25 protein-coding genes are annotated in these 22,675 nt (G+C 65.9%); 13 read left to right on the plus strand and 12 right to left on the minus strand.

The annotated features are described in order from the left end of the window. A partial coding sequence (locus tag CKJ85_RS11190) for a hypothetical protein (RefSeq protein ID WP_198947169.1) occupies positions 1-1,111 on the minus strand: 1,111 nt, incomplete at its 3' end. Positions 1,112-1,303: 192 nt separating this feature from the next. After that, positions 1,304-1,918, minus strand: coding sequence for a DUF3558 family protein (locus CKJ85_RS11195; RefSeq protein ID WP_095554367.1), 615 nt, complete (start codon positions 1,916-1,918; stop codon positions 1,304-1,306). 426 nt (positions 1,919-2,344) lie between these two features. Here CKJ85_RS11195 and CKJ85_RS11200 point away from each other — a divergent pair, with 426 nt between their 5' ends. The 6 genes from CKJ85_RS11200 to CKJ85_RS11225 all read left to right on the plus strand — a co-directional run bounded on the left by CKJ85_RS11200 (position 2,345) and on the right by CKJ85_RS11225 (position 7,311). Then, a complete protein-coding gene (locus tag CKJ85_RS11200) occupies positions 2,345-2,797 on the plus strand; it encodes an FGGY-family carbohydrate kinase (RefSeq protein WP_095548540.1) in 453 nt (150 codons plus the stop codon). A gap of 50 nt (positions 2,798-2,847) precedes the next feature. Continuing rightward, positions 2,848-4,014: a YibE/F family protein gene (locus tag CKJ85_RS11205; protein WP_095554368.1), complete on the plus strand. Its 1,167-nt coding sequence runs from the start codon at positions 2,848-2,850 to the stop codon at positions 4,012-4,014. 19 nt (positions 4,015-4,033) lie between these two features. After that, a complete protein-coding gene (locus tag CKJ85_RS11210; RefSeq protein ID WP_095277124.1) occupies positions 4,034-4,849 on the plus strand; it encodes a DUF1906 domain-containing protein in 816 nt (271 codons plus the stop codon). 66 nt (positions 4,850-4,915) lie between these two features. After that, positions 4,916-5,617 (plus strand): hemolysin III family protein, encoded by a 702-nt coding sequence (locus CKJ85_RS11215; RefSeq protein ID WP_095554369.1) that lies wholly within the window; start codon positions 4,916-4,918, stop codon positions 5,615-5,617. 37 nt (positions 5,618-5,654) lie between these two features. Then, a complete protein-coding gene (locus CKJ85_RS11220; RefSeq protein WP_095554370.1) occupies positions 5,655-6,452 on the plus strand; it encodes a YhfC family glutamic-type intramembrane protease in 798 nt (265 codons plus the stop codon). Positions 6,453-6,462: 10 nt separating this feature from the next. After that, complete coding sequence (locus CKJ85_RS11225; RefSeq protein WP_233127057.1) at positions 6,463-7,311, plus strand: polysaccharide deacetylase family protein; 849 nt, start codon at positions 6,463-6,465, stop codon at positions 7,309-7,311. 58 nt (positions 7,312-7,369) lie between these two features. On the opposite strand, the gene CKJ85_RS11230 is transcribed toward CKJ85_RS11225, so the two are convergent. The 5 genes from CKJ85_RS11230 to CKJ85_RS11250 form a co-directional block, all read right to left on the minus strand. Continuing rightward, positions 7,370-9,019, minus strand: a complete 1,650-nt coding sequence (locus CKJ85_RS11230; RefSeq protein ID WP_095535786.1) for a cation acetate symporter — start codon at positions 9,017-9,019, stop codon at positions 7,370-7,372. A gap of 3 nt (positions 9,020-9,022) precedes the next feature. Then, a complete protein-coding gene (locus CKJ85_RS11235; protein WP_095535787.1) occupies positions 9,023-9,301 on the minus strand; it encodes a DUF485 domain-containing protein in 279 nt (92 codons plus the stop codon). Between the two features lie 385 nt (positions 9,302-9,686). Continuing rightward, complete coding sequence (locus CKJ85_RS11240; RefSeq protein WP_095548535.1) at positions 9,687-10,523, minus strand: aldo/keto reductase; 837 nt, start codon at positions 10,521-10,523, stop codon at positions 9,687-9,689. A 13-nt stretch (positions 10,524-10,536) separates the two neighbouring features. Beyond that, entirely contained in the window at positions 10,537-10,896 is a 360-nt protein-coding gene (locus CKJ85_RS11245) for an FKBP-type peptidyl-prolyl cis-trans isomerase (RefSeq protein WP_095277137.1), read from the minus strand. A gap of 122 nt (positions 10,897-11,018) precedes the next feature. Beyond that, a complete protein-coding gene (locus CKJ85_RS11250) occupies positions 11,019-12,332 on the minus strand; it encodes a citrate synthase (protein WP_095277215.1) in 1,314 nt (437 codons plus the stop codon). A 219-nt stretch (positions 12,333-12,551) separates the two neighbouring features. Between CKJ85_RS11250 and serC the strand changes: the two genes are divergently transcribed. The 3 genes from serC (at position 12,552) to CKJ85_RS11265 (ending at position 15,753) form a co-directional block, all read left to right on the plus strand. Continuing rightward, the gene (gene serC / locus CKJ85_RS11255; RefSeq protein ID WP_095554371.1) at positions 12,552-13,688 is read left to right on the plus strand and encodes a phosphoserine transaminase; all 1,137 of its coding nucleotides are present in this window, start codon (positions 12,552-12,554) and stop codon (positions 13,686-13,688) included. A gap of 97 nt (positions 13,689-13,785) precedes the next feature. Further along, positions 13,786-14,838: a septation protein SepH gene (sepH, locus tag CKJ85_RS11260; protein ID WP_095554372.1), complete on the plus strand. Its 1,053-nt coding sequence runs from the start codon at positions 13,786-13,788 to the stop codon at positions 14,836-14,838. A 60-nt stretch (positions 14,839-14,898) separates the two neighbouring features. Then, a complete protein-coding gene (locus CKJ85_RS11265) occupies positions 14,899-15,753 on the plus strand; it encodes a hypothetical protein (RefSeq protein ID WP_095546012.1) in 855 nt (284 codons plus the stop codon). Here the strand turns inward: CKJ85_RS11265 and CKJ85_RS11270 are convergent. Together CKJ85_RS11270 and CKJ85_RS11275 are read right to left on the minus strand one after the other, a co-directional pair. Continuing rightward, entirely contained in the window at positions 15,750-16,553 is an 804-nt protein-coding gene (locus CKJ85_RS11270) for an RNA methyltransferase (RefSeq protein ID WP_095554373.1), read from the minus strand. The two genes, CKJ85_RS11265 and CKJ85_RS11270, sit on opposite strands and share 4 nt — an antisense overlap. Positions 16,554-16,560: 7 nt before the next feature. Next, positions 16,561-18,012 (minus strand): NCS2 family permease, encoded by a 1,452-nt coding sequence (locus CKJ85_RS11275; protein WP_095554374.1) that lies wholly within the window; start codon positions 18,010-18,012, stop codon positions 16,561-16,563. A 157-nt stretch (positions 18,013-18,169) separates the two neighbouring features. On the opposite strand from CKJ85_RS11275, the gene CKJ85_RS11280 reads away from it, so the two are divergent. Beyond that, positions 18,170-18,856, plus strand: a complete 687-nt coding sequence (locus tag CKJ85_RS11280) for a hypothetical protein (RefSeq protein WP_095535794.1) — start codon at positions 18,170-18,172, stop codon at positions 18,854-18,856. Between the two features lie 10 nt (positions 18,857-18,866). Here the strand turns inward: CKJ85_RS11280 and CKJ85_RS11285 are convergent, their stop codons facing one another. Continuing rightward, positions 18,867-19,571, minus strand: a complete 705-nt coding sequence (locus CKJ85_RS11285) for a DUF3027 domain-containing protein (RefSeq protein WP_095277153.1) — start codon at positions 19,569-19,571, stop codon at positions 18,867-18,869. 58 nt (positions 19,572-19,629) lie between these two features. Here CKJ85_RS11285 and CKJ85_RS11290 point away from each other — a divergent pair, with 58 nt between their 5' ends. Then, on the plus strand, positions 19,630-20,460 hold the full coding sequence (locus tag CKJ85_RS11290) for a glutaminyl-peptide cyclotransferase (RefSeq protein WP_095554384.1): 831 nt from the start codon (positions 19,630-19,632) through the stop codon (positions 20,458-20,460). Positions 20,461-20,483: 23 nt separating this feature from the next. Beyond that, on the plus strand, positions 20,484-21,011 hold the full coding sequence (locus tag CKJ85_RS11295) for a DUF2771 domain-containing protein (RefSeq protein WP_095277155.1): 528 nt from the start codon (positions 20,484-20,486) through the stop codon (positions 21,009-21,011). A gap of 21 nt (positions 21,012-21,032) precedes the next feature. On the opposite strand, the gene CKJ85_RS11300 is transcribed toward CKJ85_RS11295, so the two are convergent. After that, a complete protein-coding gene (locus tag CKJ85_RS11300; protein WP_095277157.1) occupies positions 21,033-21,416 on the minus strand; it encodes a cold-shock protein in 384 nt (127 codons plus the stop codon). A 284-nt stretch (positions 21,417-21,700) separates the two neighbouring features. Between CKJ85_RS11300 and CKJ85_RS11305 the strand changes: the two genes are divergently transcribed. Beyond that, on the plus strand, positions 21,701-22,384 hold the full coding sequence (locus tag CKJ85_RS11305; protein WP_095554375.1) for a resuscitation-promoting factor Rpf1 domain-containing protein: 684 nt from the start codon (positions 21,701-21,703) through the stop codon (positions 22,382-22,384). Between the two features lie 85 nt (positions 22,385-22,469). Here the strand turns inward: CKJ85_RS11305 and CKJ85_RS11310 are convergent, their stop codons facing one another. Then, positions 22,470-22,664 carry a hypothetical protein gene (locus CKJ85_RS11310; protein ID WP_095554376.1) on the minus strand — a complete coding sequence of 65 codons (195 nt, stop codon included), beginning with the start codon at positions 22,662-22,664 and terminating at the stop codon, positions 22,470-22,472. Between the last annotated feature and the right edge of the window lie 11 nt (positions 22,665-22,675).

A 22,675-nucleotide genomic window follows, 5' to 3' on the forward strand; every position in this document is an offset into this window, starting at 1 on the left:
CCGCTCCAGCACCGGCGCCTGCCGGGCCTGGCATCGCGGCGCCGCCGAGGGGCGCGCCGCCGGCCGGGACTGCCCCGCCACCGAATGCGCCGCCGGGCTGCGGGGCAATCTGCCCGAGCCCCGCGGAGGCGGCCTGCGTTGCGGCGGATCCGCCCGGTGCCTTCGCGGCCACCTGCTCAAGGACCTCCGGGTTTGGCATCCCGTACTCGGCCACGACGTGTGCTGGCGTTGCTGCGTTCCCGAGCGCGGAGAGGCCGGCGGCGGAGAAGGCGTCGCGAAGCGTGCGCGGCAACGGCGAATCCTCGAATGCGGCAGCCGCCGCCTCCGGCATGTCCGGCACCGCAAACCCGTTGCCCGGGATAGATCCGAGGTCAGGCAGCAGACGGTCAAAGACCGGGACCACCGGCTGCAGCGACGCAGTCAGCCGCGGCGGGAATACGCCCAGGTAGGAGCGCTCAAACGCGAGCCGCGACGGGCCCGGCAACCCCGCGTACACGGACATCGCGCCGTGTGCCATGAGCTGCTCCGCGCCCGCGACCTGCGCGAGCCCTGCCGCGTGTCCCTGCATCGCGACGGACCTGGCGACGTATTCTTGGCCGACGCGAGCGACGTCGCCAAGCTTATCGACGGCACGCGCCACAAACTCAGTATCCGCCGAATCAGCGAGCATCGCGGCGACCCCAGGCAGCTGCGCGATCACCGACTGGATCAGCGCCGCGTTCTGGCCCCAAAACGCGGCCGCCGCGGTGGCCTGCGCAACCTGCGTGGTCATCAGCTGCCCATGGAGCACGGGTAACGACGCCTGCGCCCCAGCCGTCGGCCGTGGATTAGAAAAGTTCTTGGCGTTGTCATAGTGCGACATCGCCTGCGTCATCAGCCCAGACACGGCTCCCGCGCCGCCGGAGCGCTCCACCACGCCGATCGAGCCGAGAATCCCCGCGACGGAGTTGTCCGCCCGCGACGTGTTCTCGGTGCTCACGCGGAGCACGTCTGCAATCGTCTGCAGCCACTCCCCCAGCACGCGGTTCGCCTCGGGCGCCGATGTCGACGACACCCGCGAGTGCGTCCGCCCCGCGCCGTCCAAGCCGGAGACCGGCGAGAAGGCGGCCATTAGACTTGATCCGGTTAGAAGCCTCGACTCAGCGAGTCGATCTGCCAAATTGTTTAGCGTCCCCACCGCAGAGTTAACAGATTCCACATCAAGATTAATCAAATTCCCCACAATTTCCCCCTATTTATTTCCAGCTGGATCCCCACCAGCTGCCTCTAAAATACGGAACCAACGCCGGTTTCGCCACCTCTTCTAAGGACTGAGCGACAAATATAGTTTCTCGAGCGACTCCAGCGCTTTGCTACACGGGTCCAATTGCTTGTGGGCCGAACCTCTAATCGAGTACGCAACGGTCAATCCACCACGAACAGTATCTACCTGAGCGTAACAATCCCTTCCACCACTGATTTCCGAGAAATGCACAAAAGCACCAGGTATCTCAGAGTTCTCAATTTCCTGAATCGACCTGGCCCCCTCACGTTCAAGCCAACTACGGCTTGAAGCATTGGCAAGAATCACTTTGGACGTACCAGGCAATTCAGATTCAACGCTGCATCCCGTTGAGCCATTCTCTGCTTTTGTGCCACGCGCTGGGCCGATATTCCTCGTAATCCCCGCCGCAGCAAATTCCTCTTCGGAGATCTCGGTGCAAGGATCGAAGAGGTCGTCGCCAAGCGTTTGCGGATCAAAGTCCCCGAGTTCGAGAGTCCCACTTTCGAAATGGAATGCCGGAACCTCGGTAGTCTCCGGACTTGACGCTACTTCAGCCTCGGCGTGCTGCTCGAGCGCCGCGTTCTGGTCGCCACACCCCGCGAGAAGCGTCGCCACCAGTACCGCGCCAAGCACGATCTTCTTATTCTTCCCCATCAATCCCCCATCTTGATCTGCTTTCAGGCGTCTCCATTATGGCCGACTTCTGTGACGTACGCTACGCAAAACGGTTGCGATCGGCGTTGCGCTCTGCGGCCGCAGAGTGACATGTTCCATAAAACGGACCTACGCAAGGCCCAACTGGCAACAACCACCGCACCAGTTACAAAGACGGTCAAGTCCCGTGGAGTGGTGTAGCCGTCTAACTTTCGGCTCGGTTTGAAGTTCAGGGTTGGGTTAGGCGGCTAGCTGGTGTTCGTCACCATGGTTGTCTCCTGTGCGGTGCATGCGGTGTTTGGTGTGTTCGAGTGCGGATAGGGACATGGAGCGTTTTTGCTGGGTCGTCCGTACAAGCGCACAAAAGCGAGCAACAACAGCAGAATCAAGATCACACTTCGACCGCGCACAATCACCTAACCGTTAGTGCTTCCGTTCTTCACCGGCGAGCGTTCCACGGGCTGGGCCGCCACCGCGCAGGCGCAGCTCTTGGGCGTCACTGCGGCAACCACACCAGCCGACCTGTGGCGGGGTGTGTTTGAAGGCATCGCAATGTCGTATCTGCGCGTCTACGAGCAGCTCAAGGAGGCAGGCGCGCTCCCCGAGCGCGTCGTGGCCTCCGGTCGTGTCACGGCCGACCACCCGACATGGCTGTCGGTGCTCGCAGATGCGCTCGGCTGCGAGGTCGTTCCCCTGGAGATGAAGCGCGCCACTCTACGTGGCACCGTGCTCATCGCGCTGGACGTCGTCGCCCCCGAGGTGCGGCGGGCAACCCCGCCGTTCGGGCAAGGCCACCGCAGCGTCAATGCACACCGCGAGTACTTCAGGGAGCTCCGCGACCGCTTCGAAGCGGCGCATCGCGCGCTTGTCGTGAAGTAGCTTTAAAATCAGTCTGATTGTCCCAGTACTGATCTCACAAGGGAGCTCCGTTGGCACGCCACGCAACCCAGTCCTCACCGTCTCCGCTGCGCACGGCGCGCGGCGTGCTCGCAGCGTTCCTCGCGATTGCGGGCGTCGTCACCGTAGCCGGGCTCGCACTACTGTGGCCGGGCGGCAAGCACCCGGAGGTCCTGCCCGGGTTTGAGCAGACACAGACGTCGACGGCTGAAACTGTGAAGGCCACCGTCATTGAACATTCGGTGGCTCCCTGTGGTGGCGTCGCAACGCCAAACCACCCTGAGTGCGACTTCCTACGCGTCGAGCTCGAATCCGGGGGAACCACAACCATCGAGGCTGCCCAGCAGCCGGGCACCCCAGAGCTTTCGGTCGGCGACCGCGTAGTGCTCTCAGTGCACCACAACCCTAAGACTTCGTATTCTTTCCTCGACATGGACCGCTCGGTGCCGCTCGGCCTGTGGCTCGCGCTCACGCTGCTGGTGGTGGTTGCCGTTGGGGCGTGGCGCGGCTTGCGCGCAATCTTCGGTCTGCTGTGCACCTTACTTGTCATCTTCGGCTTCCTAGTCCCCGGGCTTCTGCTCGGCTACAGCCCCGTGGGGCTTTCCCTGGTGACGGGTGCCGCGGTGCTGTTCCCTGTCTTTTTTGTTGTGCACGGCAGGAATTGGAAGTCCGCGTCGGCCCTGGCCGGCACCCTGACGGCGCTGGGGCTTGCGGCGCTCGCGGCACACCTCGCCATCGACACGACGCAGCTTCGCGGGCTTGCCGACGAAAACAACCTCCTCATTCACATGTACCTCCCCCAGGTGCAAGTGCCAGGGATCATGCTCGCCGGATTCATCATCGGCGCGCTCGGCGTGCTCAACGACGTCACCATTGCACAGGCCTCGACGGTGCAGGAGCTGTACGAAACTTCGCCCGATGCGCGGCCCCGCGCCGTGTTCGCCTCCGCAATGAAGGTCGGCCACGATCACATCGCCTCGATGGTCTATACCCTGGTGCTGGCATACATGGGCGCTGCCCTCCCGCTGTCGATGCTGCTCCAGGTCGCCGATCGTCCCCTCACGCAGGTGCTCACCTCCGACGTGGTGGCCACCGAGATCATGCGCTCGAGTATCGGCGCGATCGCATCAGTCCTGGCGGTGCCGATCACCACGGCGATTGCGGCATGGACGATCCGCGCTCCCCAACCCACACCGTAATGTTGCTAGAGTCACGGTTGTGACTACTTTCAATCGACGCCGCCTCCTTCAAACCACCGCACTCGCAGTCGCGGGCGCAACCCTTGGCTCCACCGTGCAAGCCCACGCACAATCCCGCATCCTCGGCACCGTGATCGACTACTCAGCGGGCGTCCCGTCCGGCGCAGCCGTCAAGGCCGCCGGGCACATGGGCGCGGTCCGGTACGTCTCCCAACCCCGCCCCGGCGCGGAATGGATGAAAGGCAAGCCGGTCACCATCGGCGAGACCCAGGACTTCGCCGCCAACGGTCTGGCTACCGCGTCGGTCTACCAGTTCGGGCGGGCGGAGACTGCGGATTGGAAGGAGGGGGCGGCTGGCGTCGCTAAGCATGCCCCGCAGGCGATCCGCCTCCACCAGGCTGCGGGCGGACCGAACGGCCGGCCGGTCTACATCGCGATTGATGACAACCCCACTCGCGACCAGTACGTCAACCAGATCCGCCCCTACCTGCAGGCATTCCAGCTCGCACTGAAGGCGGCCGGGCTGCTCACCGGCGTGTACGGCAACTACAACGTGATCCAGTGGTGCGTCGAGGACCGCATCGGCTCGTTCTTCTGGCAGCACGACTGGGGCTCCAACGGTCGACTGCACCCCAGCGCCAGCATCCACCAGAAGGCTGGGTTCGTCGGCACGGTGGGCGGCGTGCAGGTGGACATCAACAACGTGTACGCCTCCGACTGGGGCCAGTGGACCCCGGGGCGCGCAAACCCGCTGCCGGTCCCGGACATCAACGCGCTGGTCCAGGGGTCGAGCCAGCTCTCGTCGCAGGTGGATTGGCGGCGTTTCCTGCCGTAGGCGGGGGCGTCGATAGGCGAAACCGCGCTAGGGTGAGTCCCAGGTACACCGAGACTCGGGAGAATCATGACAGCGTTGCGCGAAGGACAGATCCAGCGTTCCTACATCGTGGCTGACCGCGGGGAGCGGCCCATCATCCGCGGGTGGTTCCACCTCGTTGCGGCGGCGCTGTCCGCGCTGTCGTCGGCGGTGCTCATCACGTTTGCGTGGATGACGCTGCACTGGCATGAAGCGCTCGGCGTCACCCTCTACTGCGCGGGCGTCGTGCTCCTCTTCGGCGTCTCCTCCGCGTACCACCTGGTGCCCTGGCGGACCTCGGAGGCCGTGCAGTGGTGGCGGCGGGCGGATCACGCGACGATCTCCATCTTCATCGCCGCGACGTACACACCACTGTGCCTCATCGTCTTCGCGCCGAAGACCGCAGCAATCATGCTCACCGTGGCGTGGCTTGGCGGCGTGGGTGGGGCAATCCTCAACCTGGTCTGGATCAACCACCCGCGTTGGCTGGACGTGGTGGTCTACGTTGGGCTCGGCTGGATCATCGTCCCGCTGATCCCCACGCTGTGGCACTCCGCGGGCCCGGCCGTCGTGTGGCTACTGTTCGCCGGCGGGATCGTCTACACCCTCGGCGCGCTCATCTACGGCTTCAAATGGCCCGGCCGCACCGCCCGCTACTACGGCTACCACGAGCACTTCCACACGGCGACGATCGCCGCTGCCGTCTGCCACCTGGTAGCGATCTGGATGGTCGTGGTGCAAGCCGGCTGAGCGCATTTGCAGGCCAAGGGTTGGTAGCCTCTCCCCCATGACCCCAATCGTTCTCGTGAGCCTGCAGCTCATCGGCATCGTCGTCATCGTCCTGGCCGCGTGGTTCCTCGGCAAGAAGCTCCTCGGCTACCCGTGGTCCGCGCTCGGATGGGGCGTCCTCGCGTTCCCCCTTTCGCAGGTATTCCGCTTCCTGCTCATCTACCCGGTCAACTTGCTGTGGGGAGCTATTTTCGACGCCCACACAGCCCTCATCGCCACAACGCTGACCCTCATCGCCACCTCCGGCCTGTTCGAGGAGACCACCCGCTGGGTGGTCATGCGCTTCTGGGCCAAGCGCACCCGCGCCTGGCGCGACGGCGTCGGCTTCGGCCTCGGCCACGGCGGGATCGAGGCACTCCTCACCATCGGGTCTGCGAGCATCAACAATATTGTCCTGCTCCTCGCCGCGGACCAAATCCTGAAGGCCGTCGAATCGCAGCAGAACCCTGAGGCCACCGAAGCAGTCAACCAACAGATCGACGCGGTTCACAGCATCACCGCCGCGCTGGCAGGCATGAGTCTCTACGAACGCATCCTGGCCATCACCCTCCACGTCGCCATGTCGGTCCTCGTGCTGCGTGCGGTTCGCGAGCACCGCTGGGTCCTGTGGCTCGCCGCCGTAGCCATCCACATCGCGTTCAACTCGATCGCGGTCGGCATGATGCAACTCGGACCGGCGGCGATGTACTCCGCTATGACCGTCAGTACGCTCGCCCTCCTGTGGGCACTGCTCAAGGGGCCGCTGTCGCGCAAGGCCGTCGAGACGAAGCCAGCGGAACCCCCGCTGACCGCTTAAGCTCTCTCGTGTGAATCGACGTACCGCGCTGCTGACTATCGCCTCCGGCCTGGCGCTCGCCGCCTGCGAGGCGGAGCGAAGCACGCGCCCCGTCCAGCGGACCTCGCGCTCTTCACAGCCGAGCCAGACGCAGACGAGTCAGCCACGGCCGAGCACGCCCGCCGCGCTGCGCTTCCCCTCCCCCGCCGCCTACGCGGACGCGCAACCGACGCAGTTTGGCATGCACTTGCCGGGGATCACGGATTTTCTCCCCACCCAGCCCCCGCTGCGCACCCTCGCGCTCACCTTCGACGCGTGCGGTGGCGAGGTGGACCACGCGCTCGTGGATACCCTGCGCGAGCTCCGCGTCCCCGCCACCCTGTTCCTCGCCGGCCCGTGGATCAAGGCGCACCCGGACTTCACCCGCGAGTTGGCCAACGACCCCCTCTTCCAGCTGGAAAACCACGGGGCCCGCCACCTCCCGCTGAGCGTGAACGGCCAGCAAGTCTACGGCATCCCGGGCACCGCGAGCCCCGCCGAGGCGATTCAGGAGGTCGCCGAGAACGCGGAGACGCTGCGCGCCTTCGGGGTCAACTCCACCTGGTTCCGGGCCGCCACCGCTCACTACGACGACATCGCGGTGCGCATCCTCGCCGACAGTGGCGCGCGTATCGCCGGGTTTGCCACCAACGGTGATTTCGGCGCCACCGCCTCCCCCGCCCAGGTCACGCAGCAGATCCGCCACGCTCCCGACGGCGCGATCGTCCTCATGCACATGAACCACCCGCAGTCGGGCACCGCCGCCGGCGTGCGCCAGGCCATCGAGGAGCTCCACGGCCAGGTCCGCTTCGTCCAGCCCGGCGAGGGCACCCCCGCTTAACGACGCCAACGCCGACCCAACTTCAACGTCAGGCCGGCGTCGCACGCGGTGAGTGTGGCTAGTGGTCGACCGGAGCCTCCACGCCCACACCGGTCAGGGAGCGGACTTCCATCTCGGCCTGCTTCTCCTCAAAGTTGTCCGGCTTGCCCATGAAGGTGCCAACGATGCCGGCGAGGAATCCGAGCGGGATGGACACGATGCCCGGGCTGGACAGCGGGAAGATGGCCCAGTCGGCGTTGGGGAACATCGCGGTCTCCGCGCCGGAGACTGCCGGGGACAGGAAGATCAGCACCAGGGCGGAGATGAGGCCGGTGTAGATGGACACGACCGCGCCGGTGGTGTTGAACCGCTTCCAGTACAGGGAGAACAGGATGGTCGGCAGGTTTGCGGACGCCGCGATGGCGAACGCCAGGGAAACCAGGAACGCCACGTTCTGGGACATCGCCAGGATGCCCAGGACGATCGAAACGATGCCCAGGATCACCACGGTGATGCGGGAGACGCGGACCTGCTCGTCCTCGGTGGCCTCGCCGTCACGGATCACCGAGGCGTACACATCGTGCGCGATGGACGCGGAGGCGGTGATGGCCAGGCCGGAGACCACGGCAAGCACCGTTGCGAAGGCGACCGCGGAGATCAGCGCCATGAAGAAGGAGCCACCCAGCTCGAACGCCAGCAGCGGGGCCGCGGAGTTCGCGCCGCCGGGAGCGGCGAGGATGCGGTCCGGGCCGACCAGGGCTGCGGCTGCGTAGCCCAGCACCAGGGTGAACAGGTAGAACACGCCGATGAGCACGATGGCCCAGGTCACGGACTTGCGCGCTTCCTTCGCGGTGGGCACGGTGTAGAAGCGCATCAGCACGTGCGGTAGGCCCGCGGTGCCGAGCACCAGGGTGAGGCCGAGCGAGATGAAGTCAATCTGCTTGGTCAGGGTCGCGCCGTACTTCAGGCCCGGCTTCATAATCTCTTCGGCTTCGTAGCCCTTCGACGCCAGGTAGTCGGAGGCGGCGTGGGCGCTGATCGCATCGTCGAAGAGCGTGTTCATGCCGCCGCGGATCTTGACAAACACCAGCACCGTCATCACGGCAACACCGGCGACGAGCAGCACGGCCTTAATCATCTGCACGTAGGTGGTGCCCTTCATACCGCCGACGAGGACGTAGACGATCATGATCACGCCGACGATGCCCACGCAAATCGCCTGGGCGGAGTAGCTGTGCAGGTTCAGGAGGACCGAAACCAGCGAGCCCGCGCCCGCCATCTGGGCGATGAGGTAGAACAGCGACACGAACAGGGTGCCAAACGCCGCGGCGACGCGCACCGGCTTCTGACGCAGGCGGAAGGACAGGACGTCCGCCATGGTGAAGCGGCCGACGTTGCGCAGCGGCTCTGCCACCAGCAGCAGGGCGACGAGCCACGCGACGAAGAAGCCGATGGAGTACAGGAAGCCGTCGTAGCCGCTCAGCGCGATGGAGCCCACAATCCCCAGGAAGGATGCGGCGGACAGATAGTCGCCCGCAATGGCCAGGCCGTTCTGGGTACCGCTGAAGGAGGAACCGCCGGTGTAGAAGTCGGCGGACTCGCTGGTCGTCTTACCAGCGCGGGTCACCACGAAGAGGGTGACCATGATGAAGATGGCAAAGACCGCAATGTTCAGCAGCGGGTTGCCGGCGCCGTCCGCCTCTGGCGCCGCGAGGATGTATTCCTGCATGTGTTAGCCCTCCATGACTTCTCGGATGTGAGCCGCGCGCGGCTCCAGGTTTTTGTTCGCCCACTTCACGTACACCCAGGTGATGAGGAACGTGGTGAAGAACTGCGCCAGGCCGAGCCACAGCCCGACGTTGAGCCCGAGGAAGGGCGTGGCCATTGCCTCCGGCATCAGCGTCGCCACGACCACGAAGACGAGGAACCAGAGGAAGAACGCCACCGATACGGGGAACGTAAATCCGCGGAACGTCTTGCGGAGGTCTTGGAATTCGGGACTGCGCTGCATAGCCACAAATTCGTCGGGGGTGGGTTCCCGACGTTGTGGGATGGAAGTCGATCCAGTCACGGCTTCTATCTTTTCTTGTCTTGTGCAAGTTCACGAGTGCTCTGTTTGCAATGTCTGCAGAGGCGGACCAGCACGGCTTGCAGCATCATGATGTGCCACCTTCAACTCGACACCTTGGATGTTACCTACCCCACATGCGGGCCATGTGTGATTACCAGATAACGTTTTCACACAAACGTGATCCCAATATCCAAAACATGCTTTTAGCAGGAAAAACCAATGATCATACGACTACCCCCGTACAGCGCCCCTCCCCCGCCAAAACGCGCAGCAAAAAGGGCCTACCCGCCATCGGGTAGGCCCTGCGTGTGCGCTGAGTGGACTACTACTCCACGTCTCCGGGGAACGTCAGCGGATCGCCGGACATGCGCTCACCCTGCACGCCGTCGAGGGCGGCCACGTCGGCGTCGTCAAGCTTGACGCTCAGCGCACCGAGGTTTTCCTCCAAGCGTGCGGGGTTCGCCGTCTTCGGCACGACGGACACGCCCATCTGCAGCAGGTACGCCAGCACGACCTGGGCGGGCGTCACGCCATGCTTGTCCGCAACACCGGCGATGGCGGGATCGTCGAAGTTCTTCCCGCGCGCCAGCGGAGCCCACGCCTCGGTGACGATGCCGTGCTTGGCGTGGTACTCGCGCAGCTCCGGCTGGGTGAACCCGGCGTGCAGCTCGACCTGGTTGAGCACCGGCGTAACACCGGTGGCCTTTGTGATCTCGTCCAGGACCTCCGGGTAGAAGTTGGCCACGCCGACGGACTGTAGCTGGCCCATCCCCTGGAGGTGCACCAGCTCCTCAAAGGCCGACACGTAGAGCCCCTTCTGCGGCCACGGCCAGTGGACCAGGTAGAGGTCGATGAACTCGAGGTCCAGACGCTTGAGCGACTCCTGGTATGCGGCCGCGACGCGGTCCTGGTCGTCGTTCCACAGCTTGGTGGTCACGAACAGGTCCTCGCGGGTGACATCACCGGCCGAGATGGCGTCGTTGAGCGCCTTGCCCACGGCCTCCTCGTTGCCGTAGAAGGAGGCGGTGTCGATGTGACGGTAGCCGAGCTCGATGGCGCGGCGGATGACCTTGTTCACGTCCTCGTCGGAAAGCTTGTAGGTGCCCAGGCCGAGGAGCGGGAAATCGTAGCCGTCGTTGAGCGTGGTGACTGGGATGCGCATGCGTGGTCCTCTCTTAGCGGACGTCGATCAAGTCGATGACAAAGACGAGGGTACGCCCAGCGAGCGGGCTGGGGGCACCCGCAGGACCGTAGCCCTTCTCCGGCGGGACGATCAGCTCGCGGCGGCCGCCGACCTTCATGCCGGGGATGCCCTCCTGCCAGCCTTCAATCAGGCCGCTGAGCCAGAACTCTGCCACGCTACCGCGGTCCCACGAGGAGTCGAACTCCTCGCCAGACTCGTAGAACACGCCGAGGTAGTGCACCTTGACGTAGCCGCCTGGCACCGCTTCAGCGCCGTCACCGACAACGAGGTCATTGATGACCAGGTCTTTCGGCGCCGGCTCGTTCGGAACAGTGATGGTCGGCTTTTCCATGTATGTGAATTCTCCTTGAAGAAACAATCGTGAAAATGCGAAACCGCCGAGAACGGTTTTCCCCGAAGTATAAGGGAAATCTCATTCTCGACGGTTATCCGCGCCTGCTACCTGCGGTTTTCCTATCGCTGGTCGCGCGGGATGAAGTCGCGCTGCTGGTAGCCGGTGTAGATCTGGCGCGGGCGGTTGATCTTGGTGTTCATCTCCAGCTGCTCGCGGTACTGCGCGATCCAGCCCGGGAGGCGGCCGATGGCGAAGAGGACCGTAAAGAAGTCGGTGGGGAAGCCCATCGCACGGTAGATCAGGCCGGTGTAGAAGTCCACGTTCGGGTAGAGCTTGCGGGAGACGAAGTAATCGTCCTTCAGGGCGATCTCCTCGAGCTTCATCGCCAGGTCAAGCAGCTCGTCGCCGCCCAGGTGCTCAAGCACCTCGTGCGCGGTCTCCTTGACGATCGCGGCGCGCGGGTCGTAGTTCTTGTACACGCGGTGGCCGAAGCCCATCAGGCGGACGCCCTTTTCCTTGTTCTTCACGCGGTTCATGAAGTCGGTGGCGTCGCCGTCGTGGTTCGTCTTGATGTCCTCGAGCATCTCCAGCACGGCCTGGTTTGCGCCGCCGTGCAGCGGGCCAGCCAGCGCGTTGATGCCGCCGGCGATGGAGACGAACATATTCGCCTGCGCGGAGCCGATCATGCGGACGGTGGAGGTGGAGCAGTTTTGCTCGTGGTCAGCGTGCAGGATCAGCAGCTTGTCCAGCGCCTTGACCAGGACCGGGTCGACCTCGTACGGCTCGGTCGGGTAACCAAACATCATGCGCAGGAAGTTCTCGCGCGCATTGAGCGAGTTATCCGGGTACATGTACGGCTTGCCCTGCGATGCGCGGTAGGCGTACGCAGCCAGCATCGGCACCTTTGCCATCAGGCGCACGGTGGCCTTGTCCAGCTGCTCCTCGTCCAACGGGTCGAGCTGGTCCTGGTAGTACGCGGAGAGGATGTTCACCGACGAAGCCAGCACGGCCATCGGGTGCGCGTTGCGCGGGAAGACGTTGAACGCCGCCTTAAAGTCCTCATCCAGCAGCGTGTGGTGGCGAATCTCGGTGTTGAACTTCTCCAGCTCATCCGTGGTCGGCAGCTCGCCGCGGATCAGCAGGTAGGAGACCTCGTTGAAGCTGGCGTTGTTGGCCAGGTCCGCAATGTCGTAACCACGGTAGCGCAGAATGCCGGCGTCACCGTCAATGTAGGTGATCTTGGACTCGGTGGAACCTGTGGAGACGTAGCCCGGGTCGAAGGTCACCAGGCCGGTCTCGCCCAGCATCTTGCCAAGGACAACGCCGTCGTTGCCCTCGGAAGCCTTCATGATGTCCATCTCGTACTCGCCACCCGGGTAGTGGAGTACCGCCTTCTCGTTGTTCTCAGTAGCCACAGTGTGCCTTTCCACGATTGATCGCGTTGTTCGGCGCAAGCCGAAGAATTACCTCCGCCATCCTAGCAAAGTTTGTGATCCGTATGACAAGTAGCCGTGAGCAGCCCGTCCGCCACACAGCCCACACCGGCAATCGCCGGAATCTGTGAAACTAAACTGTGCCACCCCCGTGTTGTGATGCATTATATTATGCATTACACCGCAACTTTTCCGGCTCCCAACGAGGAAAGACGCCACATGAGCACCTACCCCACTCTCCCCTCCAACCTGATCCCCGCCGACGGCCGCTTCGGGTGCGGTCCGTCCAAGGTCCGCCCGGCCCAGCTCGAAGCGATCGCCCGCGGCGCAGACGTGATCGGCACCTCCCACCGCCAGCCGGCGGTGAAGAACCTGGTGGGCGAGGTCCGCGAGGGGCTCGCCGCGCTCTTCGGCCTGCCGGACGGCTACGAGGTCGTCCTCTCGCTCGGCGGCGCCACCGCCTTCTGGGATGCCGCAACCTTCGGCGTGATCAAGCAGCGGTCCGCACACCTGAGTTTCGGCGAGTTCTCCTCCAAGTTTGCCAAGGCCGCCGCGAAGGCGCCCTGGCTCGACGAGCCGCGGCTCGTTCAGGCCGACCCCGGATCCGCCCCGAGCCCCGCCGAGTTCAACGGCCTCGACAGCGAGGACGCCGACGTCGTCGCCTGGGCCCACAACGAGACGTCGACAGGCGCCATGGTGCCCGTTACCCGCCCCGACACCGACGCGCTCGTGCTTATCGACGCCACCTCGGGCGCCGGGGGACTCCCCGTTTCCATGCAGGACGCGGACATCTATTACTTCTCCCCGCAGAAGTGCTTCGCCTCCGACGGCGGCCTGTGGCTGGCGGCGATGAGCCCCGCCGCCCTCGACCGCATCGCCGAGGTCAAAGCGTCCGACCGCTTCATTCCCGCATTCCTGGACCTGCAGACCACAGTGGACAACTCACGCAAGAACCAGACCTACAACACCCCCGCCGTCGCGACGCTGCTCATGCTGGCGGAGCAGGTGTCGTGGATGAACGCGAACGGCGGCCTGGACGGCATGGTCGAGCGCACCTCCGCAAATGCGCAAGCGCTCTACGGCTGGGCCGACGCACACGAGCTAGCCGCCCCCTTTGTCCAGGACCCCGCGCAGCGCTCCCTCGTCGTGGGCACGATCGACTTTGATGCGCGCGTCGACGCCGCCGAGCTGGCCAAGGCGCTGCGCGCCAACGGCATCCTGGACACCGAGCCCTACCGCAAGCTGGGCCGGAACCAGCTGCGCATCGGTATGTTCCCGGCGATTGAGTCGCAGGACGTGCGCACGCTCACGCAGGCGATCGATTGGTTGCTCGGCCAGGGCGTCGGCCAAAAGTAACGACAACCCGAGGGCCAGCACAAACGCCCCGTGTCTACCGCAGCGCCCCGGCGGGGTGCGCTAGGCTGGGGTGAACTGACCGGGCGAAGGGAGATCCATGCGCGAGCTGCACCTGATGGCAGATGAATCGACGGCGAAGTTTTTTGTGCTTCGTGACGCAGACGGCGTGAGCTTCCAGATCGCCCGCTCCGAGTTTGACAGCGTCTACAGTGCCGACAGCGCCCCCGATGTCGCCGACACGCCCGCGTCCGGCAGCACCATCCACCCGCTCCACCCGGCGCCGACCGAGGCCGAGGACGCGCCCGCTGAAACACCGGAGCCACAGGACGCGCCAGAGCCTTCTGAGCCCTCCATGCCCGACGACACCCCGGAGTACAGCGCCCTAAGCCAGATGGCCAAGCAGCGCCCCCTGCCGGAGCCTGACCCGCTCCTGTCCACTCCCCTTTCCCTCCCGCCGAAGGAAATTCAGGCGCGCATCCGCGCCGGCGCGACGGCCGCCGAGCTGGCGCAGGAGATGGGCGTGGCGGAAAGCCGCGTCGACCCCTACGCCCACCCCGTCATGCTGGAGCGCGCGCAGATCGCGGAGGCCGCCAAGCAATCGCACCCGGTCCGCGACGACGGCCCCGCGAAGCTCTCCCTGTTTGAGATCCTGGCCACCGCGTTCGCCGCCCGCGGCCACTCGCTGAGCGAGGCGGAGTGGGACGCCACCCGCCAGCCGGGCGACGCGTGGGTCGTGCACCTGCGCTGGCGCGCCGGCCTGACAGAGAACGAGGCGCAGTGGACGCTGCAACGCTCGATGGGCGCGACCGCGTCGACAGAGGCGCGCAACGGCGTCGCGGCAGATCTCACGGACCCCAACTTTGTGCAGCCGGTGCGCTCGCTCACCGCGGTGAGCGCGGACGACGGCGAAGCACCGGAAGAGCTCAACGCGCCGGAAGCCAACGAGGCCGACGGCGAAACCGGCGCGCCGGCCGATCCCACTGCACCCACCACGCCCACCACGCCAACAGAGTCCGCAGTGACCGAGGGCGATTTCCTGCAGCACCCGGAGAGCCAGGCCCCGCAGAAGCGGCGCCGCAAAGCAGTGACCCCGCACTGGGAAGACGTCCTACTCGGGGTCCGTACAAATACCAAGCGCCCAAAGAAGTAGCGGGCGAACACGCCGAGCAAAGGCCGCGCAGCGGACGCCACATTCCTTAAACTAAGTGACATGTCATACCCTGCCATTGTGACCGTGTGGTTTGTCAGCACTGACGACCCCGCTGCCGTGCTGCGCTCCGAGCCGAAGGCCGATCGCGGCTTCGGCCGCAAACTGCTCAGCCAGATCAACCCCGCCTGGCCGATCACCCCGATCGGCGAGTTCCCCCTCAACCGCTCCTCCACCCCGGGGCCGGACGAGTTCTACATCGCGGGCTACCCGGGCGTCGCCGTCGTGCAGACCTTCGTGGAGTCGATGGACACCGTGACCGACGCCTCCGAGGTCACCGCCCACCTCCGCGAGGCGCTGCCGGCGACAGACACCTACGTGTTCGCGCAGGGCACGGACTCGGACTACGCCGGATTTGCCCACTACACGAGCACGCAGGTACGCCGCGCGCTGGCCGCGACCCGCGAGGTAGTGCTCGAGGACGTCGGCCTGCCCGACCCGTTCGAGGCCCCCTACTGGGCGGGCGAGAAAGCGGAGCAGCTGGGAGGGATCACGCTCCCCTTCGAGCCGTCGGGCCTCACCGATGCGGCGCAGGAGGCCTGGCTGGGTGTCCCCGTCAGCCCGGAGGGGCCGGACGTGCACGTGGTGGGCTACGCCATCGACGGCCGCCCGGAGCCGAAGATCGGCCCGGCGAAGCCGCGGACCAAGTCGGTCAATGAGGTCGCCGCCCGCTTCGCAGATACGGAGAAGGACTACGACGACTACGAGGTCGAAGCCCCGGAGGAGGACGGGCACGAGTTTGCGCAGCTTGCCGACGCCTCCCTCGCCGCCACCAAGCGCATCGGCCGCGGCCTCTCGCGCCGCCTCAAGCGACTGGCGGCGCAGATCCAGGACCGCATCCGGCACTCGGACCGCTAAGACCGGGAGCGCTGCGCCTCGTAGAACGCAATCGCGGCTGACGTCGCCACGTTCAGCGAGTCGGTTCCCGGCGCCATGGGGATCTTTGCGCGCACGTCGGTCGCGGCCATGGCGTGGCGCGTCAGGCCCGGGCCCTCCCCACCGACGAGGAATGCGATCTTGTCGTGATCTTCCACGGCCTCGCGCAGCAGCACTGCGTCGTCGGCCGGGGTGAGCGAAACAAGCCACCATCCGTCGTCCTTGAGCTCCTGCAGGGAGCGCTGCCAGGTCGTGGTCGTGCCCTCGAGGTGCGCAAACGGGGTGCGCAGGACGTGGCCCATGGAGACGCGCACGCTGCGGCGATACAGCGGGTCGGCGGTCGCCGCGCCGAACAGGACGCCGTCCACGCCCATGCCCGCCGCGTTGCGGAAGATCGAGCCGATGTTTTCGTGGTCGCCCACGCCCTCCAGGATGACAAGCGTGCGCGCGCCGTCGAGGACCTCGGCGACGCTGCGCTCGGGCGCCTTGTCCGCGGAGGCGAGCAGGCCGCGGTGCATGTCGTAGCCGGCGACCTCGCCCATGATCTTCCGGGTGATCTCGTAGACCGGGATCTCGCGGTGCTCGAGCGCCTCGCCGTAGTCCTGGAGGAAGGATTCGAGCCGGCCGCCGAAGCCGTAGATGGCGCGGACCGGGAAGCGGGACTCCACGAGACGGCCCGCGACGAGCGGGCCTTCGGCGAAGACCAGCCCTTTCTCCTTATCGGAGTGTTTGAGGTCGCGGATGTCGTCGAGTCGGGGGTCCTGGGGGTCGTCGATAAGCATGAATCTCCTAGCTTAGTGCGGCGAGCAGCGGGCCCTGCGCGAAGTAGACCACGAATAGGGCCGAGATGAGCCACATGATCCAGTGGATCTGCTTGTGCTTGCCGGTGAACACAGCCATCACGGTGAACACGATGAAGCCGACGCCAATGCCGTTGGCAATGGAGTAGGTCAGCGGCATGACGACGATGGTGAGAAACGCCGGGAAGGCGACGTCGAAGCGGGTCCAGTCAATGCTGCCCACCTGCATCATCATCAGGGCGCCCACGACGACGAGGACCGGTGCTGCGGCCTCGATGGGCACCATCTCATACAGCGGGGTGAAGAACATGGCGGCGAGGAAGAGCACGCCGGTGACCACGTTGGCCAGGCCGGTGCGCGCGCCGTCGGCGATGCCCGCGGAGGAGTCGACGAAGACGGTGTTGGAGGACGAGGAGGCGGCGCCGCCGAGCACCGCGCCGAAGCCCTCGACAACCAGGGCGCGCTTCATGTCGGGCAGGTTGCCGTGCTCGTCGGTCACCTCGGCCTGGCGGCCGAGCGCCGTCATGGTGCCCATCGCGTCGAAGAAGTTGGCCAGGACCAGGGTGAACACCAGCAGCGAGGCGGCGACGACGCCCAGGTGCACGAACGCGCCCGCCAGGTCGATGTTGCCCACGAGTGACAGGTCGGGGACGCCTCCGAGCGAGCTGGGCAGCTCCGGCACGGCGAGCGACCAGCCGTGCGGATCATCCGCGGAGGAACCGGCGCCGGTGAAGTGCTCCACGATCAGGGAGATGATGGTGGTGATGACGATCCCGATGAACAGTCCGCCAGGCACGTTGCGTGCGACCATGAAGCCGCAGATGATCAGGCCGATCACAAAGACGAAGGTGGGCCAGGAGGCGATGGAGCCGCTGAAGCCCAGCTGGACCGGCACGGTGGTCATTGCCGCATCGGGCACGCGGCGGACAAAGCCCGCGTCCACGAGGCCGATCATGGCGATGAACATGCCAATGCCCACGCTCATGGCCACCTTCATGGAGTCCGGAATCGCGTCAAATACCGCGGTGCGGAAGCCGGAGATGGCGAGCAGGACGATGATGATGCCGTCGATGACCACCAGCCCCATGGCCTCCGGCCAGGTCAGCCCCTGCTGCCCCACGAGCGTGACGGCCACGAGCGTGTTCAGGCCGAGGCCGGTGGCGATGCCGAAGGGGTACTTGGCAATCACGCCGAAGAGAATACTCATCACGCCCGCGGCGAGCGCGGTCACGGCGGCGACCTGCGGGATTCCCAGCACCACGCCGTCGCGGTCCGCGCTGGTGCCCAGGATCAGCGGGTTGAGCAGCACGATGTAGGCCATTGCGAAGAAGGTAACTACGCCGGCGCGGATCTCCGTGCCGACGGTGGAGCCGCGTTCGTTGATGTGAAAGAATCGGTCAAGCCCGCCCTGCGGCGAGGCGTTTGAGGTGACGGTACTCACGTCGGATGTTCTCCCCTATCCCTTTCAGGATGATTGAATTATGAATGGCACGGCCTGGATACATACTGCCGTTTCCGTGACATAGACTGTCACTTTTCTTGGCATTTTTACAAATACGACCATTGCAACCACTGCCCCACCCACGGAAAGGCCCGCGGTGCACTCATTCACCTTCGTCGTGCAAGAGGGGGCGGTTGTCGACGCCGCCGCGTACACCTCCGAGCTGCGCCACCTCGGCGTTTCCACCGCCGAGATACATCGGCTCCGCCTCCGCCTAAGCCTGGTGGGTGGTACGCGCCGCGCGGTCCTCGTGGTCGAGGGCGGCTCGGTCTCCCTCGAGCTTCGCCCGCTGGCCCCCATGCCGCTGGAGATCGCGGTCGCCGCCCAGCCGGTGCGCGACGAGCGCACCACCCCCGCCTTTGTCGGCCCGGACCTGGGGTGGCAGCGGCTCGAACTCGCTCAGGCGGGCGCCGACGAGGGCCTGCTTGTCGACGCCACGGGGCGGGTCGTCTCCGCCATCATGAACCCCCTCCTCCTGCTCAGGCACGGGGCCGCGTACGTATCGAGCCACGAGCACACCTCCGCCTCGATCGCGCTCGACGGCGTGGTGGACATCCTCGCTGGACAAGGCGTCGAGGTGCGCCACCTCGACGGCGGCTTCGTCCGCTCGGACCTGCTCACCAGCGAGGTATGGGTGGTCGACCCGCTGTGCGGCGCGCGCCTGGTCACGTCGTGGCTGGAGTACGGGACGCGGCGCCCGGCGCGCCGCTGGGTGGAGCGCCGCGAAGTGCCGACGCACCGCGAGGTCAACGAGCTGCGCCGCGGGCGGGCGACACCGCTCTAGGCACGCCGCGCTAGAGCCCGACCGATTCCACCGTCGTATCGGCGTGGGCGCCGCACCCGTAGGACGCGGCGACAACGTGACCGTCAGCCGAGTACTCGTTGGTGCACACGCCGAAGTTGTCGCCGACCGGCTCGCCCATCGGGACGTAGAACGCGCAGCTGCGGCAGTGCAGCGCTGCCTTCTCTGCAAACTCGCTGTTCGGGCCGTAGTCGCCGGTGCGCCAGCGCTTCTCCGCGTCGCTGAGCCCCTTTTCGGTGAGGTAGTGCTTCGTTTCCCGCCCCGGGAACGTGACGGCGTGGCGGGAGAAGGAGTCTTCGGTGAGGCGATCGTCGTCAGGCGCGATCTCGATGATGTCGCCCGGGCCGAGGTCGCCGGGGCGCAGCCGCTCGGAGTACGGCACCCAGTCGGGCGCTTCGAGCGCGCCGGCAGCGGGCATGAGCGCGAGCTCGTTGATGGTCACCCAGTCGGAGCCCGTGGCGCAGGCGACGACGACGTTCCATTCCCAGCCGGGGTACCCGGGGACCTGCGCGGCAAACCGATGCGTCGCGACGTTGTGGCTCAACCCGCCCACGCCGATGTGCTCACCGATTTCCTCGGGCTGCGCGATCTCTTCGAGCGCTTCGCGCGCGGTGTCGATCGCGTTGGCGCTGAGCAGTGGCGTGGCCGCGTCGGGCCGCTTGCGGGAGCGTTTGTTGGAATGTGACACGCTCACCATTATGCGCGACACCGGGCGCACGAGTACAGCGGGTGTGCAGGTGGTGCAAGATAGGGGCATGATCTTCACTCGCCGCGCAGCCGCAGTAGCCGCTGCCTCCCTTGCCGTCTGCGCATCGCTGACCGCGTGCGACGACGACACCGTGCCCGACACCGTGCCCGACACAGTGCCAAATGCTGCCCCCGAGCGCCTGCGCGCGGTCGTGCAGGAGCGCTACGATTTCGACCCCACCAGCTTTACCCAGGGCCTGGAGGTGGACCAGGACGGCTCGCTGCTGGTGGGCACCGGGCAGGAGGGCGAGTCCCGCATCTACCGGCGCTCGCTCGACGGCGCCGAGTCGCAGTCGGTGGACCTGGACCCGGAGCTGTTCGGCGAGGGCATCACCCGCGTGGGCGACGCGCTCTGGCAGCTCACCTGGCAGGACAACACCGCCATCCGCCGCGACGCCTCCACGCTGGAAGAGACGGGTCGCGTCTCCTACGAGGGCGAGGGCTGGGGCCTGTGCAACCGGGGCGAGGAGCTCATCTTCTCCGACGGCTCGGCGGAGCTGCGCCGCATGGATCCGGATTCGCTTGAGGAGCGCGAGCGGTTCCGCGTCACCTCCGACGGCGCCCCCGTCACCGGGCTCAATGAGCTCGAGTGCGTGGGCGACGACATCTACGCCAACGTGTTTACCACCACGGATATTGTGCGCATCGACGCCAACTCGGGCGAGGTCACAGCGCTTATCGACGCCTCCGCGCTCCCCAACCACGCCTCCCCCGACCCGAACAACGTACTCAACGGCATCGCACACCTGCCGGGCACGGACGAATTCCTGCTGGCCGGCAAGCGCTGGCCGGACCTATACCGGGTCACCTTCGAACCGGCCGACGGCCAGTCCGGCTAGCGCACCCGGTTAGACTGGCGCGCATGGCATCTACGGCAAAACAGTCCGGAGCGGCGTCGGGTGGCGGCGCGCTGAAGCAGATCGCGGTCATCGCCGTGCTCGTGATTGTGCTGGTCGGGGGTATCTACGCGTTCCTGGAGTGGCAGCGCTCCGCGCCGTCGACACCGGTGCGTGACGTCCGCGTGCAGGTCGCCGCGGGGGACAATTCGCAGGAGCTGGCGCCGTACACGGTCTGCCCGCTGGACGAGCAGTGCGACGGCGGCGAGCCGCCCGCGCTTGAGCTGGGCGACGCGACCGAGCTGCGATTCAACGTGCCGGAAGAGATCTCCAGCTCCGGGTGGCGCCTGCTCACCATCTACGACGACCCCGCGGCGAACAACGAGCAAGTGTTTCAGTCGAACGAGTCCAACGAGCAGACCGTGCAGGCGGTGACGGAGTCGGGCGCGCGCCTCGTGGTTGCGGAGGTCTCGGCGCTGGAAATAGATCGTGGCGAGGACGGGGAAGAAATCCCTGTCCTCGCCACGTGGTCGGTTGGTGTGGGTGACGCGTAGGCGTCGATAAGCAATGCTCCGCTACGCGTCGAGCTCGCGGGCCACGGCGCGCAGGATGTCCGCCACCTGGCGGGATTCCTTGCGGTCCGGGTAGCGGCCGTTGGTCAGCGCCGGCTGGACCTCGGTCTCAATCATGGTCATCACGTCAGCGAGCATGCTTCCCAGCTGCTCCGGGGTGTGCTTGTGCACGGGGCGGCGCTTCGGCGTCTCCAGCACCTTCACGCGCAGCGCCTGCGGGCCCTTGCGCCCGGCCGCGAAATCGAACTCGATGCGCTGGCCGGGGACGAGCTCCTCGACGCCGTCGGGAAGCACGGACTTGCCAATAAAGACGTCCTCTTCACCCGGGTTGGATGCGAAGCCGAAGCCCTTGTCGGCGTCGAACCACTTCACCTTTCCGATAGGCATAATGCATCTTCCTTTACTCGTATCGTGCCCGTAAGGGCGTTCCCTTCACCTTAACGAAAGAGGTGATCGTACCCATCCACCTCCTCCCGCTTCCAAACCGCGCCACTGTGGCGTAACTCACTAAATATTTCTACAACGCCGTGACCAGCACTTTCGGGGCCGCTTTCGTCGACGCCGCGCCTCACCGCCACCCGTTTCGTGCCCATAGCGTGACTCAATCGTTATAAACCGCTAGGCTGACCCGCAACGCTAGACAGGCAGTACCAAGAGAGGATTTTTCACCTATGGGTCGCCACTCCAAGCAGACCACTTCCCCGGCCAAGAAGGCCCTCGCAGGCACCGCAGCGGCAGCAGCCCTCGCAGGTGCCGGCGCGCTTGCTCCGCAGGCATCCGCCGCTCCCGACTCCGACTGGGACCGTCTCGCAGGCTGCGAGGCCGGCGGCAACTGGCACATCAACACCGGCAACGGCTACTACGGTGGCCTGCAGTTCAACTACGGCACCTGGCAGGCGTACGGCGGCGGCGAGTTCGCCCCCACCGCGGACCAGGCCACCCGCGAACAGCAGATCATCGTCGCCGAGCGCACCCTGGCGCAGCAGGGCTGGGGCGCATGGCCCGCTTGCTCCGCCAGCCTCGGCCTGAACTCCGCACCGACCAACCGCGACGCACAGGCAGCCCAGGCAGCTCCGGCCCCCGCACCGGCTCCGGCGCCCGCACCGGCCGCACCGGCTGAGCAGGCTCCGGTCCAGGAGGACACCACCCTGGCCGTCGACGAGCTGTACTCCCAGGTTGTCACCACGCTGACCAACGCCGGCCTCGGCGTCCCGGCGCAGGTCCACAGCACCTACGCTGCAAACCGCCACGACTACAACGCGTTCTACAAGGCGAACCAGCCGTTGATCGACGCCGTCTTCAACGGCAACATCAACGGCATCATCGCCCAGGTGCAGGCACAGGCACTGCGCTAAACGGCGGCTGTGCAGCGCACAGCAAAGCGCCTCCGCGGATCCCTGTTGGGGAACCGGGGAGGCGCTTTTTCGTGCCGCGGGCGCGCTAGCGGTTGATGCGCGTGGTCGGGTGCACGTAACCGGTTGCCTCAGCCGGCATCGGCAGCACGAGCTCGTTGCCGAAGGGGCTGGAAGCGCCGGCGAGCTTCGAGGAAATCTCCGTCACGGGGTGACCATTACCTGGGGTGTGCTCAGGCCACGCCGGGTTTGCGCGACCGATCTTCTCTACATCTTTAGCCATGCCCCTTATTC

The sequence above is a fragment of the Corynebacterium sp. NML 150383 genome (assembly GCF_002285085.1).
GTDB lineage: Bacteria > Actinomycetota > Actinomycetes > Mycobacteriales > Mycobacteriaceae > Corynebacterium > Corynebacterium gottingense.

What these genes read in the sequence shown, in the direction of transcription:
- CKJ85_RS11265 (WP_095546012.1), top strand. Translation starts at nt 14,899, where the DNA reads ATGTCATACCCTGCCATTGTGACCGTGTGGTTTGTCAGCACTGACGAC.
- CKJ85_RS11235 (WP_095535787.1), bottom strand. Translation starts at nt 9,301, where the DNA reads ATGCAGCGCAGTCCCGAATTCCAAGACCTCCGCAAGACGTTCCGCGGA.
- CKJ85_RS11310 (WP_095554376.1), bottom strand. Translation starts at nt 22,664, where the DNA reads ATGGCTAAAGATGTAGAGAAGATCGGTCGCGCAAACCCGGCGTGGCCT.
- CKJ85_RS11230 (WP_095535786.1), bottom strand. Translation starts at nt 9,019, where the DNA reads ATGCAGGAATACATCCTCGCGGCGCCAGAGGCGGACGGCGCCGGCAAC.
- CKJ85_RS11295 (WP_095277155.1), top strand. Translation starts at nt 20,484, where the DNA reads ATGGCATCTACGGCAAAACAGTCCGGAGCGGCGTCGGGTGGCGGCGCG.
- CKJ85_RS11245 (WP_095277137.1), bottom strand. Translation starts at nt 10,896, where the DNA reads ATGGAAAAGCCGACCATCACTGTTCCGAACGAGCCGGCGCCGAAAGAC.
- CKJ85_RS11215 (WP_095554369.1), top strand. Translation starts at nt 4,916, where the DNA reads ATGACAGCGTTGCGCGAAGGACAGATCCAGCGTTCCTACATCGTGGCT.
- CKJ85_RS11195 (WP_095554367.1), bottom strand. Translation starts at nt 1,918, where the DNA reads ATGGGGAAGAATAAGAAGATCGTGCTTGGCGCGGTACTGGTGGCGACG.
- CKJ85_RS11240 (WP_095548535.1), bottom strand. Translation starts at nt 10,523, where the DNA reads ATGCGCATCCCAGTCACCACGCTCAACGACGGCTACGATTTCCCGCTC.
- CKJ85_RS11270 (WP_095554373.1), bottom strand. Translation starts at nt 16,553, where the DNA reads ATGCTTATCGACGACCCCCAGGACCCCCGACTCGACGACATCCGCGAC.
- sepH (WP_095554372.1), top strand. Translation starts at nt 13,786, where the DNA reads ATGCGCGAGCTGCACCTGATGGCAGATGAATCGACGGCGAAGTTTTTT.
- CKJ85_RS11290 (WP_095554384.1), top strand. Translation starts at nt 19,630, where the DNA reads ATGATCTTCACTCGCCGCGCAGCCGCAGTAGCCGCTGCCTCCCTTGCC.
- CKJ85_RS11285 (WP_095277153.1), bottom strand. Translation starts at nt 19,571, where the DNA reads ATGGTGAGCGTGTCACATTCCAACAAACGCTCCCGCAAGCGGCCCGAC.
- CKJ85_RS11300 (WP_095277157.1), bottom strand. Translation starts at nt 21,416, where the DNA reads ATGCCTATCGGAAAGGTGAAGTGGTTCGACGCCGACAAGGGCTTCGGC.
- CKJ85_RS11305 (WP_095554375.1), top strand. Translation starts at nt 21,701, where the DNA reads ATGGGTCGCCACTCCAAGCAGACCACTTCCCCGGCCAAGAAGGCCCTC.
- serC (WP_095554371.1), top strand. Translation starts at nt 12,552, where the DNA reads ATGAGCACCTACCCCACTCTCCCCTCCAACCTGATCCCCGCCGACGGC.
- CKJ85_RS11220 (WP_095554370.1), top strand. Translation starts at nt 5,655, where the DNA reads ATGACCCCAATCGTTCTCGTGAGCCTGCAGCTCATCGGCATCGTCGTC.